Source organism: uncultured Ruminococcus sp. (assembly GCF_947301925.1).
In the GTDB taxonomy this organism is placed as follows: Bacteria; Bacillota; Clostridia; order Oscillospirales; family Ruminococcaceae; genus Ruminococcus.
Window position 1 is genome coordinate 286,293 of sequence record NZ_CAMYUE010000001.1, and the last position, 16,296, is coordinate 302,588.

Sequence of the window (16,296 nt, forward strand, 5' to 3'; positions counted from 1 at the left end):
TGCTGTCAGATAAGGCAGAAATGCTTCAGTGCGTTTGCGATACCGTCTTCTTCAATCGGTGATGTAACATAGGATACATACGGATATAGATTTTCAGCTCCGCCCATAGCAATACTGTTTGGTACTGCCTGCAGCATCGGAAGGTCATTCATACTGTCACCGATAGCATATGCGTTTTCAATGCTGATATCAAGAAGTCTCAGTATTGTTGCAATACCTGTTGCTTTTGAGAAACCGAGGGGGACGTTTTCGTAAAAGCCTTCTCCCCTGTCAATGACAGAGTATTCTTTGCTGATTTCTCTGAAAAACAGCTCCATGTTGCTTTTATGGTTTTTCCATATTACAAATTTATCAAAGCCGAAGTTTTTATCTTCTACTCTTCCGCTTACATCTATTCCGCTGTCAACAAACACATCCATGAAATAGCGCAATCCTTCAGTCATAGGAGCTTTATCATCGAAAAAATAGCCCTGAGAATGCTCATATACCGGCGTAACATTGCATTCTCTCAGCAAAGCAGCAATTCTCAGACAATCTTCTTTAGGGACTGTTCTTGACATAAGCACTTTTCCGCCGTACTCTATATATGTACCGCAGCCGCAGATATATCCGTCAAATCCGAGTTCCTTGACCTTTGGACTGATATTAAAGGCAGTCCTTCCAGAATTAATAAAGGTCAGATTTCCCTTCTGCCGTGCAAGAGCGATAGCTGCTTTTGTGCTTTCCGGTATAACAGCTCTTTCGTCTTCGGTCACGATGGTTCCGTCGATATCAAAGAAAATGACAGATCTCATTAAAACACTCCTTAAATTAAGTCGGCTTTATACTAATAAGCCTGTAAAAGTATTGATTGATCCCTCACATTATGCTATAATATAATGCGAGGTGATACGTTATGTTACATATTTATTATGGGAATGGAAAAGGAAAAACCACAGCCTCAGTGGGGCTTGCCATACGAGCAGCAGGCGCCGGAATGAAGGTGGCTTTTCTTCAGTTCCTTAAAAACGGCACTTCATCAGAGATAAGCATACTTAAAGCGTTGGAAAACATTACCGTGATCTGCTGTGAAGAATGCAGAAAATTTACTTTTGCAATGAATGACCTTGAAAAAGCAGAAGTCACTCACAGACATAACGAAATGCTGAAAACTGTTTCTGACTTGCTTTCGGAAAACGCTGTACAGCTTGTAGTTCTCGATGAGTTTATAGGCGCATATAACAAAAAGCTCATAGATACAGAGCTTGCTGACGCGTTCATAGAAAACGATCTCGTTAAAGGAGAGATCGTTATGACAGGGCGAGATCCGTCTGATAAGCTCATAAAATACGCGGATTATCTGACGGAAATGACTGCCGTAAAACATCCCTTTGACAAAGGAATAACCGCCCGCAAGGGCATAGAATATTAAGCTGCCGCATAAACGGCAGCTTTTTCTTATAGCTGTTTGAGTTCCTCGACAATATCCATATCTTCCTGATTCACCTTGATATTGGATATTATAGTTTTATTGTCGGGAGATATTACTTTTATCTCGATAATGCTGCCATCTCTGACAGAGCCTACAGCTGCTTTAAAAAAGGGTGCCAGCTTAGGATGATTCTGCAGGAATCTGTCGAGGAGAGATTTCAGCTTTAAAGCGTTCATTGGATTCATTATATTCACCTCGTGAAATTGATTATTATAAACATTCGGTTCAGCTTTTATCACCTTTTTCGGGAAGCTTTCTGCTTATGAGGAACTGTGCGCATAATCCTGTAAAAGCGCCTGCGATACAGCCTGTAATTATAAGGAAAGGATATACCGACAAAACAGCGAATGATCTCATGACTGATACAGCTACTATTATCTGGCCTGTATTATGCAGTAAAGCTCCGATAATACTGCTCAGCCATATATACTTCATCGGCACTATCCTTTTTACAAGAAGCATACCTGCAAGGCAGAAAAAAGCACCCGTGATACTGTACATAAGCGCAGATACATTGCCGCTGAACAGTGCTCCGAGAAGCACTCGTGCAATAACTATCAGGAATGTCTCCTTCGCGGAATACTTGTAGACTGCATAGACAGTGATAATATTTGCCAGACCGAGCTTCGCTCCGGGGATCGGTATGATATCTATTCTGAGCTCGATAACGAATATTATAAGTGCAAGAGCTGTAAGCAATGACAGCTTGGCGAGTCTGTTTGCTTTCATATTATTGCTCCTTATCGGCATATCTGATGACAAGCTTGTGAGGCAGGCAGACTATCGGTATACTCTCCGAACGCAGAACGCCGGTTTTTACGCAGGTATGATCATGACAATCTGCGTCGGTAATACTGATTTTTCCGTCTTTGATGGACACCTCGTTCCAACCGCCGTCAGGCGATTCTATCCTGAATGTCCTGTCATCTTCCGTGGAAAGATCAAGCTCGTATATCACTTTATTGTTCTGAACTATCACGACCTGCGTACTGTCAGAGTCCTTTGACGCTATAACTGCCCATATCACAGCGGCAGCAAGTATCAAAGCAACAGCGGCAATCAGCAGCTTTACAGTTTTAGTCAAGATCTATCACCTCTGCACCCATATCACTCAGATCAGTAAAGCATTCGGACAATCCTTCTGAATAGTATAGTTTTTTATCGTCAGTAACAAGTATAAGCTCATAGCCGTTTTCAGAACGCAGAAAATCAACGGCTTTATCATAGCCTGCAACAAAAAGAGCTGTTGATAAAGCATCACAGTCTATACCGCTGTCCCCTATTACGGTAACGGAAACAAGACCGTTATCGGCAGGATATCCGTCGGAGGGATCAAGTATATGCCAGTATACTTTTCCGTCATCGGCAGTAAAACAGCGTTCATAGTTTCCCGAAGTAATAACAGCTTTGTCTGATACTTCGATCATGCACATATCCTGTTCGGGAGAAAACGGATCTCTCACCGCGATTTTCCAGTCCGAGCCGTCAGGCTTTGAACCGAGAGCCTGCACGTTTCCGCCAAGACTGACTATAGCGGAGCTTACTCCCTCTTCCGACATTATCTTCATTATCTCATCGCCTGTATAGCCCTTTGCAAGAGCTCCGAGGTCGAGCTCGGCTTTTTCGGGCAAGCTTACTATATTCCCGTTCAGGTTGATTTTTCTGTAATCAACATAAGAAAGAAGCTCACCGATGGTATCATCGTCGGGAACTTTATAGTTCCCTGTTGTGAATCCCCATTCCTTCAGCACGGGAAATAAAGTTATATCTAAGGCTCCGCCTGAACGGTCTCCTATTTCAATGGCTTTATTTATAATTACTGCCGTATCATCACATACATTTACTTCATCACCGAAGCTGTGATCTATAGCCCAGATATCACTCTGTTCATCGTTTACCGAAAGTTCCTTTTCCAACTGAAGAATACGTTCTTCGGCTTTATCAAGAGCTTTACCGGCATTTGCTCCGTATGCCTTCATGTTCATGAAGGTGTCCATAGCAAAGACATCTTTTGTCATTGAAACTGTTTCACTATTCAAGTCATGATCCTTAGCAGCACAGCTGCTTATACACACAAAAGCCAAAAGAACAGTACCGATAATAATCCTTTTTCCGCCCATAATACATCTCCTATTTATTACTTATTACATTATAACATAAAATGTTAGTATATGCAACCATATTATTATCAGGCAGAAAAAAGCGGACCGTTTTATCGATCCGCTTCGCTGATTACTTTACGAGCAGGCTCTTTCCTGTCATTTCCTCAGGCTGAGGCACGCCCATTATATCAAGCATTGTAGGTGCAAGATCGGCAAGAACACCGCCTTCCGCAAGCTTGCCCTCAACACCGACCGCAATAAGCGGAACAGGGTTTGTTGTATGAGCTGTGAACGGACTGCCGTCGGGCTCCATCATCTTATCGGCATTACCGTGATCGGCTGTGATAAGAGCTGCGCCTCCCTTTGCAAGGATCTTGTCGACCATACGTCCAACGCAAGTATCGGTAGCCTCCACTGCCTTTACAGCAGCATCAAATATGCCGGTATGTCCGACCATATCGCAGTTTGCGTAGTTGAGTATGATAACATCGTACTTATCAGAGTCAATAGCCTCGCATACAGCGTCGCATACCTCGTATGCACTCATCTCGGGCTTGAGGTCAAATGTAGGAACATCGGGAGACTTGATAAGGATACGATCCTCGCCCTCGAACTGTCTTTCCTCACCGCCGTTGAAGAAAAAGGTAACGTGCGCATATTTCTGTGTCTCCGCAATACGGAGCTGAGTCTTTCCGAGCTTTGCAAGATATTCGCCCATTGTCATCGTAAGCTGCTCGGGAGGATATGCTACTGAAACATTAGGCATTGTAGCGTCATACTGAGCCATACATACAAAGCTTACAGGGAAGAAGCCGTTTCTTCTCTCGAAGCCGCTGAAATCGGGATCAACGAATGAACGTGTGATCTGTCTTGCTCTGTCAGGACGGAAGTTAAAGAAGATAACGCTGTCGTCAGCCTTTATCTGTGCTCCACCCTCGATAACTGTAGGAAGCATGAATTCATCGGTAACTTCATTAGCGTAGGAGTTCTTTATAGCCTGAACAGGATCTGTTTCCTGAACGCCCTCGCCGTAAACAAGTGCTGCATATGCCTTTTCAACTCTGTCCCATGCGTTGTCTCTGTCCATAGCATAGAAACGTCCCGAGATAGTAGCGATCCTGCCAAGACCGATCTTGTTCAGCTCTGCAACTGCTTCCTCCATATACTCGGCAGCAGATGAGGGAGGAACGTCACGTCCGTCAAGGAAAGCATGAATGTAAACCTTGTCAAGACCGTTCTTCTTTGCCATTTCAACGATACCATAAAGATGCTCCATATGGCTGTGAACGCCACCGGGGGAAAGAAGTCCCATAAGATGGAGTGCGCTTCCCTTTTCCTTGCAGTTGTTCATTGCACCGAGAATAGCCTTATTATTGAAAAACGTGCCGTCCTTGATATCCTTTGATATCTTAACAAGCATCTGGTAAACGATGCGGCCTGCACCAATATTGGTGTGGCCAACCTCAGAATTGCCCATCTGTCCGTCAGGCAGACCAACATCAAGTCCGCTTGCACCGATGATAGTGTTAGGGCACTCGGCCATATACTTGTCAATGTTGGGCTTCTTAGCGGCAGCGATAGCGTTACCGTATGTATCGGGATTATAGCCGAAGCCGTCCATGATTATAAGTGCTACAGGTTTCTTTGACATTATAATTTTCCTTTCATATTTAAGGGCGGAATAGCTCCGCCCTTATAAATATAAGATTTATCAGCCGTTTACAGCTGCCTGAACGATTGTATTGAAGTCGGCAGCCTTCAGTGAAGCTCCGCCGATGAGACCGCCGTCGATATCAGGCTGTGCAAGAAGCTCGGCTGCGTTGCCAGCATTCATAGAACCGCCGTACTGGATAGTTACAGCATCAGCTGTTGCCTGATCGTACTTCTTAGCAAGCTGCGCACGGATAAATGCACAAACCTCCTGAGCCTGATCGGGTGTAGCTGTAAGACCTGTACCGATAGCCCATACAGGCTCATATGCGATAACAACGTTCTTTACCTGCTCAGCAGTTACGTCCCAGAGATCAAGCTTGATCTGACGAGCGATAACTTCTTCAGTGATATTGCACTGACGCTCCCACTTGAGCTCGCCAACGCAAACGATAGGCTTGAGACCAGCCTCGAGAGCTGCAAGAGTTCTCTTGTTAACTGTCTCATCTGTCTCGCCGAAGTACTGTCTTCTTTCGCTGTGACCGATAACAACATACTCAACGCCAAGCTCTGTGAGCATATCAGCAGAGATCTCGCCTGTGAATGCGCCGCTCTTCTCGAAGTGAACATTCTCGGCACCGATCTTTACATTGCTGCCGGCTGTTGTATTTATGGCTGTCTCAAGGTTAGTGAAAGGTACGCAAGCGATGACCTCGATTTTGCCCTCAGCATTGGCTACAAGAGGCTTAATAGCTTCAAGAAGCTCCTTAGCCTCGGGACGTGTCTTGTTCATTTTCCAGTTACCGGCAATAATTGCCTTTCTTAATGACTTGTTCATTACTGATTACTCCTTATCACATTTATGCTTTTTACAGCACTTTTTATCTTTTTTCTCAATATTATTTGAGTTTTTGAACTGATTGTTCGCACCGTTGTAGCTTCCGATCGCGATCCCGTTTTTTACAGGAGACAATAATAGACCCACTATCACTCCAACAAGGAATCCGATAAGCACATAGAGAAAAGCTTTTTCGCCGTTCTCCTCTTTGAATTTTCTGATAGCTTCCATTACGGTTATTTCCTTTTCTTTGATACCAAAACGAGGGCGAATATCTCTACCCGCCCTGTTTGTAAATTCAATTACTTTTCAGCAATAGCTGCAACACCGGGAAGAACCTTGCCCTCGAGGTACTCGAGTGAAGCACCGCCGCCTGTTGAGATGTGGCTCATCTTGTCAGCGAAGCCGAGCTGGATAGCAGCTGTAGCAGAGTCGCCGCCGCCGATGATAGTTGTAGCGTCAGCCTGTGCGAGAGCCTCACATACAGCAACAGTACCCTTCTTCAGTGTGGGATTCTCAAATACGCCCATAGGTCCGTTCCAAACAACAGTCTTTGCAGACTTAGCAGCCTCAGCGAAGATAGCAGCTGTCTTGGGACCGATATCGAGGCCCATCTTGTCAGCAGGGATCTTGTCAGCGTCAACATACTCTACGCTGATCTCTGCGTCGATAGGATCAGGGAATGAAGCTGCGATAGCTGTATCAACAGGAAGAAGTATCTTCTTGCCGAGCTTCTCAGCCTTAGCCAGCATTTCCTTACAGTAGTCGAGCTTCTCCTCGTCAACAAGTGACTTGCCGATAGAGCCGCCCTGTGCCTTTATGAATGTGTAAGCCATACCGCCGCCGATGATGAGTGTATCGCACTTCTCGAGAAGGTTAGAGATAACATTGAGCTTGTCAGCTACCTTAGCGCCGCCGAGGATAGCAACAAAAGGTCTCTCGGGTACCTCAACTGCATTACCGAGATACTGGATCTCCTTCTGCATGAGGTAACCAACAGCTGTCTCCTTAACGAACTTTGTAACGCCTGCTGTTGAAGCATGAGCTCTGTGTGCAGAACCAAAAGCGTCCATAACGAATACTTCACCGTCAACGAGATCAGCGAGCTCCTTAGAGAACTCCTCGCCGTTCTTTGTCTCCTCGTTGCCGCGGAAACGTGTGTTCTCAAGAACAACGATCTCGCCGTCGTTCATAGCAGCAACTGCCTTCTTGGCGTTTTCACCTACAACTGTATCGTCAGCTGCAAATGTAACCTTTGTGTTTACCAGCTCGCCAAGTCTTGCTGCTGCGGGAGCCAGTGAGAACTTAGCCTCGGGACCGTTCTTCGGCTTGCCGAGATGTGAGCAAAGAACAACCTTTGCACCGTTCTCAACGAGCTTATTGATAGTGGGGAGAGCAGCCTGGATTCTGTTATCATTTGTGATAACGCCATCCTTCATAGGAACATTGAAGTCAACTCTTACGAGAACTTTTCTGCCCTTAACGTTAATGTCTTCTACAGTAACCTTGTTTAATCCTGCCATGGGTATGACATCCTTTCGTAATAAAATACATTCTTAGCTGTTGTTATATTATTAACAACGTACATTACTATTTTACACTATTTCATGATATTTTGCAAGTATTTCCTCAATATTTTTCATCTTAAACATGAAAACTCTTTATGACGGCCGTATATATATTGAAATTGCCCTGTTCTACGCTAAGAATTCCATGCTGAGCTTATAGAATTCCTCCTGATTTGTCATCATGGCAGGGTGATCTCCCGTTTCAAAGAGGTGCATACTGCCATTGGTTAACTTTTCCAGCATATTACCGTATATTTTTTCGTAGTAGTCAGGTGCAACGCTGTACATAAACTTATCACCTTTGCTCCCTGTGAGCAGCACCTTAGTTTTAAGATCACTGAGAGGTCTGTGAAAGAAGTCCACAACTTCTTTTGAGTGTCTGATAATAGCTGATGTGTCATTCCTGACGATCTGCTCCCAGTCATTGCCGTGCATATAAGAGTAAAAACCCCTTGCATTTACATCTTCCATCGAAGAACTGCGGTCGGAAAGCAGATTTTTCACAAAAGCTTCATCAGCTTTCTCACCCTCAAAACTGTCAGCGATGACTTTGTTCACACATTCGGGCACTTCAAGCGCTACATTCAGAGCAACTATAGCTCCACCGCTGCTACCGATAATGTTAACCTTGTCATACTTTTTATGCCTGAGAAACGCAATTACCTGCTGTGCCTCATAAAACCATAAATCGGCAGGAAACTTTGATAATCTTTCCGACCTTCCGTGGCCAAGAAAGTCGATCAGTATGACTTTGAAACGTTCGCTGTATCGGTTGGAATAATCTTCGTACATTTTAGAGGAAGCTGTATTGCCGTGAAGGAAAATAAGCGGTGTTCCCTCACCCATTTCTTCGTAAAAGATCTTTTTATTATCAAATATATAGAAACTCATATAGCACCTCCGTTATGATATAATTATATAGTATTTATAAACGGCTGTCAACTAAAAAAGCCACGGCAGATAAATGCCGTGACTTTGTAAATACTATTCAGTTCCTATCACTTGAATACAGCGAGGAGGAATCCGGCTGCGATAGCAGAACCGATAACACCTGCTACGTTTGGTCCCATAGCGTGCATGAGCAGGAAGTTTGAAGGATTAGCCTTCTGGCCTTCCATCTGCGATACACGGGCAGCCATAGGAACGGCTGAAACACCTGCGGAACCTATAAGAGGATTGATCTTGCCGCCTGAAAGCTTATACATGATCTTTCCGACGAGAAGTCCACCGATAGTCGAGAATGCAAATGCTGTAAGACCAAGAACGATGATCTTGATGGTCTCAAGTGAAAGGAATCTGTCAGCAGCTGTTGTTGCGCCAACGGAAATTCCGAGGAACACAGTTACGATGTTCATAAGAGCATTCTGAACTGTGTCTGAAAGTCTTTCTGTAACTCCACACTCTCTCCAGAGGTTACCGAGCATAAGGCAGCCTACAAGAGGAGCTGTTGAAGGGAGAAGAAGGATTACGAACATAGCAACGATTATAGGGAATATAATCTTCTCTGTCTTTGTAACGACACGGGTCTGCTCCATCTTGACTTCTCTTTCCTTCTTTGTGGTGAGAAGCTTCATAAGAGGGGGCTGGATCATAGGTATCAGAGCCATATAAGAGTAAGCTGCGATAGCTATAGGTCCGAGAAGTTCAGGGGCCAGCTTTGTGGTAAGGAAGATAGCTGTAGGACCGTCAGCACCACCGATGATACCGATGGAAGCAGCCTGATTTCCGCTGAATCCAAGGCATACAGCACCAAAGAATGCAAGGAATACACCCATCTGTGCAGCAGCTCCGAGAAGGAGGCTCTTGGGGTTGGAAATAAGAGGACCGAAGTCTGTCATAGCTCCTACGCCCATGAATATGAGCGACGGGTAGATACCTGCCTTTACGCCGATGTAAAGGATATCAAGAAGACCGCCGTTACGCATGATAGCGCCGTAGCTATGATAGTCAGCGTGATCGTGATCGAGGAAGTTATCCCAGAGATTCATGTGATAAAGTGCATCCGATGTGTCTCCGCCTGTAAAATATGAAAGGTTTACCAGCAGACAGCCAAATGCTATACCAACGAGAAGCAGAGGTTCAAACTTCTTTTTGATTCCAAGATAAAGAAGAACGCAGGAAATAAGGATCATTATAAGATTCTTCCAGCCTCCGTCAATGAGGAAGCTATGGAATCCCGAGCTTTCCCAAAGGGTCTTCAGGGTTTCAAGTATATCCATTTCAAGTCCTCCTTATGCGATAACAACCAGAGGAGCGCCTGTATCTACAACAGAACCCTTGCTTGTAACTACCTGAGCAACTGTACCGTCCTTAGGAGCTACTATCTCATTTTCCATCTTCATAGCCTCGAGGATAACGAGGATCTGACCAGCCTTTACAGCGTCGCCCTTAGCAACATCAACTCTGATGATGTTTCCGGGCATAGGAGCTGTTACAGTCTCGCCTGCTGCAAGATCAACAGGTGCTGCAGGTGCAGGAGCGGGAGCCGCTGCGGCAGCGGGTGCAGCAGCAACAGGAGCAGCGGCAGCTGCGGGAGCGGGTGCAAGTGCCTCGTATTCATCAAGCAGAACAGCTTTACCCTGTTCTACCTCAACTTCATAGGTTTTGCCGTTAAGAGTTACTTTATACTTCATGATTATTTGACCTCCTTAATGGAAATAAAGTGCAGCTCATTGAGCGGCTTCTGCATTTTATCGGCAACGATAGCCATTATCATAGCAGCTTCCTTATCAGGAACGTCAAAGAGCTTAACATGACCTGCTGAACCGGGAGCAAGAGGAAGCTCCTTTTCAGCTTCGGGAGCAGCCTCGGGAGCGATCTTATTTTTAGCTTCTGCAATGGCGCTTTCCTTTTCGTTCTTTGACTTGAAGTAAGCACCTGTGCAGTAGAGAACGATCATCAGAAAAATAAGTCCGCAGAAAACAACACAGTAACCAAACACAGCGGTGATCGCTGCGTCACTGATAGACATTTCCTTTACGTTTTCGGCAGCAGCAGTAAAAAAGTTTGAATCAAACATAACTCTGCCTCCTTACATTTCCTCAATGGTGTAAATAGCTTCGTTTTCTTCCTTAGCCTTGCGGTCCTTGAGGAAATTGAGAGTCTGATCGGGATAGCAGATATAGCTCATTACATCCTCCTCGCTGCGGCAGAGATCTCCGAGAGCTTCCCTGGCGGCAGTGAACTCCTCGCCTGTTCTCTTCTGATCCTCTATGCGGCAGTCGACAGGCTCGTCTTCGCCAAGAACCATCTTGCTGAGTTCTGCATCTATAGGAGCAGGAGCGATACCGTACTCGCCCTTTATGTAATTCTTTACTTCCTTGGAAATATTCTTGTAGCGCTCGCCGATGAGCACGTTTGTTACGGCCTGATTACCTACCATCTGTGAAAGAGGAGTAACGAGAGGCGGATAACCGAGATCTGCTCTTACCTTCGGGATCTCTGCAAGAGCATCGTCGAACTTATCCATTGCGTGCATATCGGTAAGATTAGCGATCATATTTGAAAGCATACCGCCCGGAACCTTATAAACCAGAGCCTGCGCATCTGTACCGAGGCTCTTGGGGTTGAGCTGACCGTTGTCTATGTACTTCTGCTTGATAGGCTTGAAGTAGTCGTTCACCTTATTGATTATATCCTCGTTGAGGCCTGTATCTATGCCATACTGGCTGAGAGCATAGAACATACTCTCTGTTGCAGGCTGAGAAGTACCGCCCGAGAAGCATGAAGTTGCAGTATCGATAACATCGATTCCCGATTCGATAGCCTTTGTGAGAGTCATATAGGCCATTCCGGTTGTACAGTGTGTATGAAGGATAAGGGTCATATCTCCGATAGCGTCCTTGATGCCCTTGATAAGGTGCTCTGCCTCATAAGGAGACATTGTACCTGCCATATCCTTCAGACAGATAGTGTCAAAGCCCATTTTCTGGAGCTCCTTACACATCTCAATATACTTGTCTACTGTGTGAACAGGGCTCTGAGTGTATGAGATACAGCCTGAAGCGATAGTCTTTTCAGTCGCATACTTCTTTGTAGCGTTGAGTGCAGTCTCGATATTTCTGAAGTCGTTGAGAGCGTCGAAAATACGGATAACGTCAATACCGTTCTTGATCGAAAGTTCGATGAACTTCTCAACTACATCGTCGTGGTAGTGCTTGTAGCCCAGAAGGTTCTGGCCTCTGAGAAGCATCTGGAGTCTGCTGTTGGGAAGATTCTTCCTGAGATTGCGGAGCCTCTCCCACGGATCCTCGCCGAGGTAACGGAGACAGGAGTCAAATGTAGCTCCTCCCCAGCACTCGATCGAGTAATATCCGGCCTTATCCATTTCTGAAAGAATACCCTCATAATCGGCATAAGGCAGACGTGTAGCCATAAGTGACTGGTTGGCGTCACGCAAAACGGTTTCTGTCAGTTGCACTTTTTTCATGTACAAACCTCCTCAATTATAAATCTGCAGAGCAGAAAAAATACAGTTATCTGATCGGGAGAACACATTGATATCAAAGTTCCTTAAAAAAACCCCAATCAAAAATAATTATATCATATCCAAAAAATAAAATCCACTGTTTTTTACAAAAAAATAATTATTTTTTTCTTTTACTCAATTTACAAACAAAAAACAGGCACATTATGTGCCTGTTTAATTACATGGAATCGATATATTCTCTGATGGATCTCTCTGCTACCTCGCAGCGTTTTCTGAATTCGGTGGCTGAGATCCTCATAGCCCCGTTGCCGAGGATTATCATCTGCTCTACTCCGTCAGAGGTGGCAACTCTTACCCTGTGCTTCTTTGACAGCTCATGGGTAACCCGCTCAATATAGGTATCTGCGGTCTCGCACTCCTTGGTGTATACTATATTTATATTACAGTATTTCTCTACGTCTCTGTGCTTCCCTTTTACTTTATAGGCGTCAAATACAAGTATAAGCTCACATCCTGCATAGCCCTGATAGTTGCACATACGGTTTACAAGTTCACCTCTTGCCGCATCGAGATTTTCCTCCGCGATCTTTTTAAGGTCGTCCCATGCAAAGATAATGTTATATCCGTCCACAAGAAGATAGTCGGGACCTTCGTATTTCGGGAGCCTGACTTTTTTATCGTCAATGGTAACAACCTTTGTTTTCTTGAAGGCTTTGTTCGGATCGCGCTTTATCTTTCCGTAAGTCATCTCGAAGATTGCCATCAGTTCTTCGTCGCTGACTGCCTTTTCCATAAACCGGGCAGCCTTTTTCTGCTGCTGTTCCTGAGTATCGTCATCATCGCTGTTCTCCGTACAAAGCGGCAGGTGCATATTGTCATACACCTCGTTCCACTTTACGAGATATCCTGCCCCGTGCGAACAGAATACGGAATCAGCACTGTTTTCCACATCACTGTCGGGATCGTACTGTATTCGCCCGATTACATCATCTGCATTATGACATTCCCTGTATCCGCTCAGCGACAATGAGAGCTTGCCTTTCCCTCGGGTGTACTCCATAAGCTCCGACTGATAGCTGCTTATCTCCGATACGGGAGCGCTTCCTTTTATTACAGAGCTATCACCTATCTGCTGGGGAGAACCGAATTCAGCGCTCATGCGTTGCAGATCGGATATGGCTCTGCCTACATTTTCCGCCGGTATCTCCAGCTCGTAGTCAAAGAAGGGTTCAAGAAGTACAGACTCCGTACTGCGAAGCCCCTGCCTGACGGCACGGTATGTTGCCTGTCTGAAATCTCCGCCCTCGGTATGCTTCAGATGAGCCTTTCCTGCTACAAGAGTTATTTTTATATCAGTTACAGGCGAGCCTGTCAGGACGCCGATATGCTCCTTTTCTGTCAAATGCGTAAGAATGAGGCGCTGCCAGTTCCTGTCAAGCTCGTCCTCCGGACAAACGGTGTCTATCTGTATCCCGCTTCCGCGAGGCAGCGGTTCGAGAAGCAGATGCACCTCGGCATAATGTCTGAGAGGCTCGTAGTGACCGACTCCCTCAACGCTTTCAGCGATCGTTTCCTTGTAAGAAACCGCACCGTCCAAAAAACTGACGTTATAGCCGAATTTATCATATATGAGCTTTGTAAGGACCTCGGTCTGTACAGCGCCCATAAGCTGTATATTTATGCTCCGATTCTGTTCGTTCCATACCAGATGGAGCTGCGGATCCTGATCCTCAAGAAGTCTGAGTTCTTTTAATGCCTCATGAACATTTTTTCCATCAGGAAGAGCGACATGGTATGTCATTACAGGCTCAAGCACAGCGCCTTCAGAGTTAAGCTCTTCTCCCAGTCCTTGTCCGGCATATGTACCTGAAAGCCCGGTAACCGCACACACCTCCCCGGCCGCGGCTGACTCGGATGTTCGGAATTTTTCGCCTGTGTAAAAACGTATGGAACTGATCTTTCCTCTGATATCCTGCCCGTCAGCGTCTTTATATCCGATCTCATCTCTCATTTTTAGTTCGCCGCCTGTTATTTTCAGATGAGTAAGACGGCTGCCTTTGGGATCGTAGGATATTTTATAGACCTTAGCGGCAAAAGAAGTCTTGTACTCTTTTTCAACAGTATATCTGTCCAGCAGGCCGATAAACTCCTCTATCCCCTGCATTTTCAGTGCGGAACCGAAAAAGCACGGAAAAATTCTTCTGTCTCTGACGGCGGCGCATATACTGCAACTGTCAAGAGCACCGTCGCGAAGATACTCCTCCATCAGCTCCTCACAGGCCATTGCGCAGTTTTCAGCTATATCATCACTGCTGCCTGAAAAATCTGTGCAGCCCTCCGACAGCCTTTTGCGAAGCTCGTTGATCAGATAGCTTTTATCTGCACCGATAAGATCCATTTTATTAACAAAGATAAAAACAGGGATACCGTATTTACGCAGCAGCTTCCAGAGAGTTGCCGTATGGCTCTGCACTCCGTCTGTGCCGCTTATTACAAGCACCGCGTAATCAAGCACCTGCATTGTTCGCTCTGTCTCTGCTGAAAAGTCAACATGACCCGGAGTATCAAGAAGAGTAAAACGGGTCTCATCAGTTGAGAATTCGGCCTGCGAAGAAAAGATCGTTATACCGCGCTCTCGTTCTATTGAATTGGTATCAAGAGTGGAATTGCCATTGTCAACTCTGTCGAGACTGCGGATAGCTCCCGATGTATAGAGCATAGCCTCCGCAAGAGTAGTCTTTCCCGAATCGACGTGTGCGGTTATACCTATTATAATGTTTTTCATTGTTACGCTCCGAAATAAAATATCACTTTATTTTACCACATAAAACTGATTTTGTCCATATATAAAACACATCAAGGAATCAAAGTGAATATAATAGTACGAAAAGAGGTGCTGTAATGAGACGCAGAAGAAAAAGACGGCAATTGAAACGGATATACCTTATATGGCTTTTGATAGCAGCAACGATCTTTGCTGTATTTTTTATTCAAACGGAAAAAGCGCTTGAACCAGTTGCAAGAACGCGAGGGGAACACTTTGCGAAACAGCTCGCAACAGAGCTTGTAACAAAATCTGTATCGGATTATATCAGCGATAACCGCTTTACATATGATGATTTTTCGGCCGTTCTGTATGACGATAAAAAAAGGCCTGTGTCGGTAGAAGCCATACCGTATACTATAAACAAAGTTCAATCCGAACTGACTTATGCAATAAACAGACGTTTTGAAGAAGCAGGAAAAAAAGAAGCTCATATTCCTTTGGGTTCTCTCATTGATTCACCAGTTTTCATAGGCAGAGGGCCTGCCGTGAGAATAAGAGTCTGCCCTGATGGAACAGCTGAGGTGAAGATAAAAAGTGATCTCTCAGAAGCGGGAGTCAATCAGACCTGCCACAGGATATCAGCGGTAATAACAGTTAAAATGACTTCATCAGTGCCTATGTACAGCTTTGAGACAGTCACAGAATTTGAGTTCGTACTTGCGGAATGCGTCATTGTAGGAGAAGTACCGAATATAGCGCCTTATATCGGGAACTCAAATCCCGTACAAAATAAGACGGCATGAAAATCATTTATTGCCTTCGGCACAAACACATTTTTCGCCATCCTTTGTGTGTATAACAACATTTCTGAAACCTGCACCCGTAAGAAGCTGCCTGAACTGTTCAAGAGTAGGGTTGAAAAGTCCGTACTTTCGTATACCCTCAATGTCTTCTTCGTCGAGGCAGGCGTCGCCGTTTATATCGGCAACTATAAGAAAACGTCCGCCATTTTTAAGCACCCTGTACACTTCTTTAAGGTTTTCGGCAGGGTCAGGCCAGAAATAAAAGCTTTCTACCGTGATTATCTTATCAAAGAAGCAATCATCAAACGGCAATGCCTCAACGGAAGCGCCCTGCACGCTGACTTTTCCACTTTCAACATCGGTTTTATTCCTTTCTGTTGAAAGTCTGACAGATACCTCCGAATAATCAACTCCGTATATATTGCCGTTCTTTATACTCTCTGACAGTCTGTGCAGGGTCTCGCCGCCTCCGCAGCCTATATCAAGGGCTGTATCGTTATCGCTGAATTCAAAGAAGCCGAGAGCCCAGCCTGTTACAGCGTAATGATGCTGGTTCATACCCATGAGCATTTCTATACCGGCATCGCCTTGAGGCTTTCGAGGATTGCCAAGCTCGGTAATTGATACTTTTTTCTCACACATTTTTATTCTCCTTAATATTTGTTTGC

Annotated in this window: 18 protein-coding genes; 2 read left to right on the forward strand and 16 right to left on the reverse strand. The window is 45.1% G+C overall.

Annotation, left to right across the window (positions count from 1 at the left end; genetic code table 11):
- Positions 1-5: 5 nt before the first annotated feature.
- Complete coding sequence (locus Q0Y65_RS01360) at positions 6-794, reverse strand: HAD-IIB family hydrolase (protein WP_297955892.1); 789 nt, start codon at positions 792-794, stop codon at positions 6-8.
- A gap of 101 nt (positions 795-895) precedes the next feature.
- On the opposite strand from Q0Y65_RS01360, the gene Q0Y65_RS01365 reads away from it, so the two are divergent.
- A complete protein-coding gene (locus tag Q0Y65_RS01365) occupies positions 896-1,411 on the forward strand; it encodes a cob(I)yrinic acid a,c-diamide adenosyltransferase (protein WP_297955894.1) in 516 nt (171 codons plus the stop codon).
- A 26-nt stretch (positions 1,412-1,437) separates the two neighbouring features.
- Here the strand turns inward: Q0Y65_RS01365 and Q0Y65_RS01370 are convergent, their stop codons facing one another.
- From Q0Y65_RS01370 to Q0Y65_RS01435, 14 genes are all read right to left on the reverse strand, one after another.
- Positions 1,438-1,656 carry a hypothetical protein gene (locus tag Q0Y65_RS01370; RefSeq protein WP_297955897.1) on the reverse strand — a complete coding sequence of 73 codons (219 nt, stop codon included), beginning with the start codon at positions 1,654-1,656 and terminating at the stop codon, positions 1,438-1,440.
- Between the two features lie 40 nt (positions 1,657-1,696).
- A complete protein-coding gene (locus Q0Y65_RS01375) occupies positions 1,697-2,200 on the reverse strand; it encodes a Gx transporter family protein (protein WP_297955900.1) in 504 nt (167 codons plus the stop codon).
- A 1-nt stretch (position 2,201) separates the two neighbouring features.
- On the reverse strand, positions 2,202-2,555 hold the full coding sequence (locus Q0Y65_RS01380) for a NusG domain II-containing protein (protein WP_297955903.1): 354 nt from the start codon (positions 2,553-2,555) through the stop codon (positions 2,202-2,204).
- Positions 2,548-3,591, reverse strand: coding sequence for an FAD:protein FMN transferase (locus tag Q0Y65_RS01385; protein ID WP_297955905.1), 1,044 nt, complete (start codon positions 3,589-3,591; stop codon positions 2,548-2,550). The genes Q0Y65_RS01380 and Q0Y65_RS01385 overlap by 8 nt, the downstream gene beginning before the upstream one ends.
- A 112-nt stretch (positions 3,592-3,703) precedes the next feature.
- The gene (gene gpmI / locus Q0Y65_RS01390; RefSeq protein ID WP_297955907.1) at positions 3,704-5,224 is read right to left on the reverse strand and encodes a 2,3-bisphosphoglycerate-independent phosphoglycerate mutase; all 1,521 of its coding nucleotides are present in this window, start codon (positions 5,222-5,224) and stop codon (positions 3,704-3,706) included.
- Positions 5,225-5,284: 60 nt separating this feature from the next.
- A complete protein-coding gene (tpiA, locus tag Q0Y65_RS01395; RefSeq protein ID WP_297955909.1) occupies positions 5,285-6,061 on the reverse strand; it encodes a triose-phosphate isomerase in 777 nt (258 codons plus the stop codon).
- 6 nt (positions 6,062-6,067) lie between these two features.
- Positions 6,068-6,292 (reverse strand): hypothetical protein, encoded by a 225-nt coding sequence (locus Q0Y65_RS01400; protein WP_297955912.1) that lies wholly within the window; start codon positions 6,290-6,292, stop codon positions 6,068-6,070.
- A gap of 71 nt (positions 6,293-6,363) precedes the next feature.
- On the reverse strand, positions 6,364-7,584 hold the full coding sequence (locus tag Q0Y65_RS01405; RefSeq protein WP_297955915.1) for a phosphoglycerate kinase: 1,221 nt from the start codon (positions 7,582-7,584) through the stop codon (positions 6,364-6,366).
- Positions 7,585-7,758: 174 nt separating this feature from the next.
- Positions 7,759-8,520, reverse strand: coding sequence for an alpha/beta fold hydrolase (locus tag Q0Y65_RS01410; RefSeq protein ID WP_297955918.1), 762 nt, complete (start codon positions 8,518-8,520; stop codon positions 7,759-7,761).
- A 107-nt stretch (positions 8,521-8,627) separates the two neighbouring features.
- The gene (locus tag Q0Y65_RS01415) at positions 8,628-9,848 is read right to left on the reverse strand and encodes a sodium ion-translocating decarboxylase subunit beta (protein WP_297955921.1); all 1,221 of its coding nucleotides are present in this window, start codon (positions 9,846-9,848) and stop codon (positions 8,628-8,630) included.
- A gap of 12 nt (positions 9,849-9,860) precedes the next feature.
- The gene (locus Q0Y65_RS01420; protein WP_028520481.1) at positions 9,861-10,262 is read right to left on the reverse strand and encodes a biotin/lipoyl-containing protein; all 402 of its coding nucleotides are present in this window, start codon (positions 10,260-10,262) and stop codon (positions 9,861-9,863) included.
- A gap of 2 nt (positions 10,263-10,264) precedes the next feature.
- Entirely contained in the window at positions 10,265-10,648 is a 384-nt protein-coding gene (locus Q0Y65_RS01425) for an OadG family protein (RefSeq protein WP_297955925.1), read from the reverse strand.
- 12 nt (positions 10,649-10,660) lie between these two features.
- On the reverse strand, positions 10,661-12,058 hold the full coding sequence (locus Q0Y65_RS01430; protein WP_297955928.1) for a pyruvate carboxylase subunit B: 1,398 nt from the start codon (positions 12,056-12,058) through the stop codon (positions 10,661-10,663).
- A gap of 217 nt (positions 12,059-12,275) precedes the next feature.
- A complete protein-coding gene (locus Q0Y65_RS01435) occupies positions 12,276-14,843 on the reverse strand; it encodes a translation factor GTPase family protein (RefSeq protein ID WP_297955931.1) in 2,568 nt (855 codons plus the stop codon).
- Positions 14,844-14,959: 116 nt separating this feature from the next.
- On the opposite strand from Q0Y65_RS01435, the gene Q0Y65_RS01440 reads away from it, so the two are divergent.
- On the forward strand, positions 14,960-15,628 hold the full coding sequence (locus tag Q0Y65_RS01440; RefSeq protein ID WP_297955933.1) for a sporulation protein YunB: 669 nt from the start codon (positions 14,960-14,962) through the stop codon (positions 15,626-15,628).
- Between the two features lie 3 nt (positions 15,629-15,631).
- Here the strand turns inward: Q0Y65_RS01440 and Q0Y65_RS01445 are convergent, their stop codons facing one another.
- Positions 15,632-16,270 (reverse strand): class I SAM-dependent methyltransferase, encoded by a 639-nt coding sequence (locus Q0Y65_RS01445; protein WP_297955936.1) that lies wholly within the window; start codon positions 16,268-16,270, stop codon positions 15,632-15,634.
- Between the last annotated feature and the right edge of the window lie 26 nt (positions 16,271-16,296).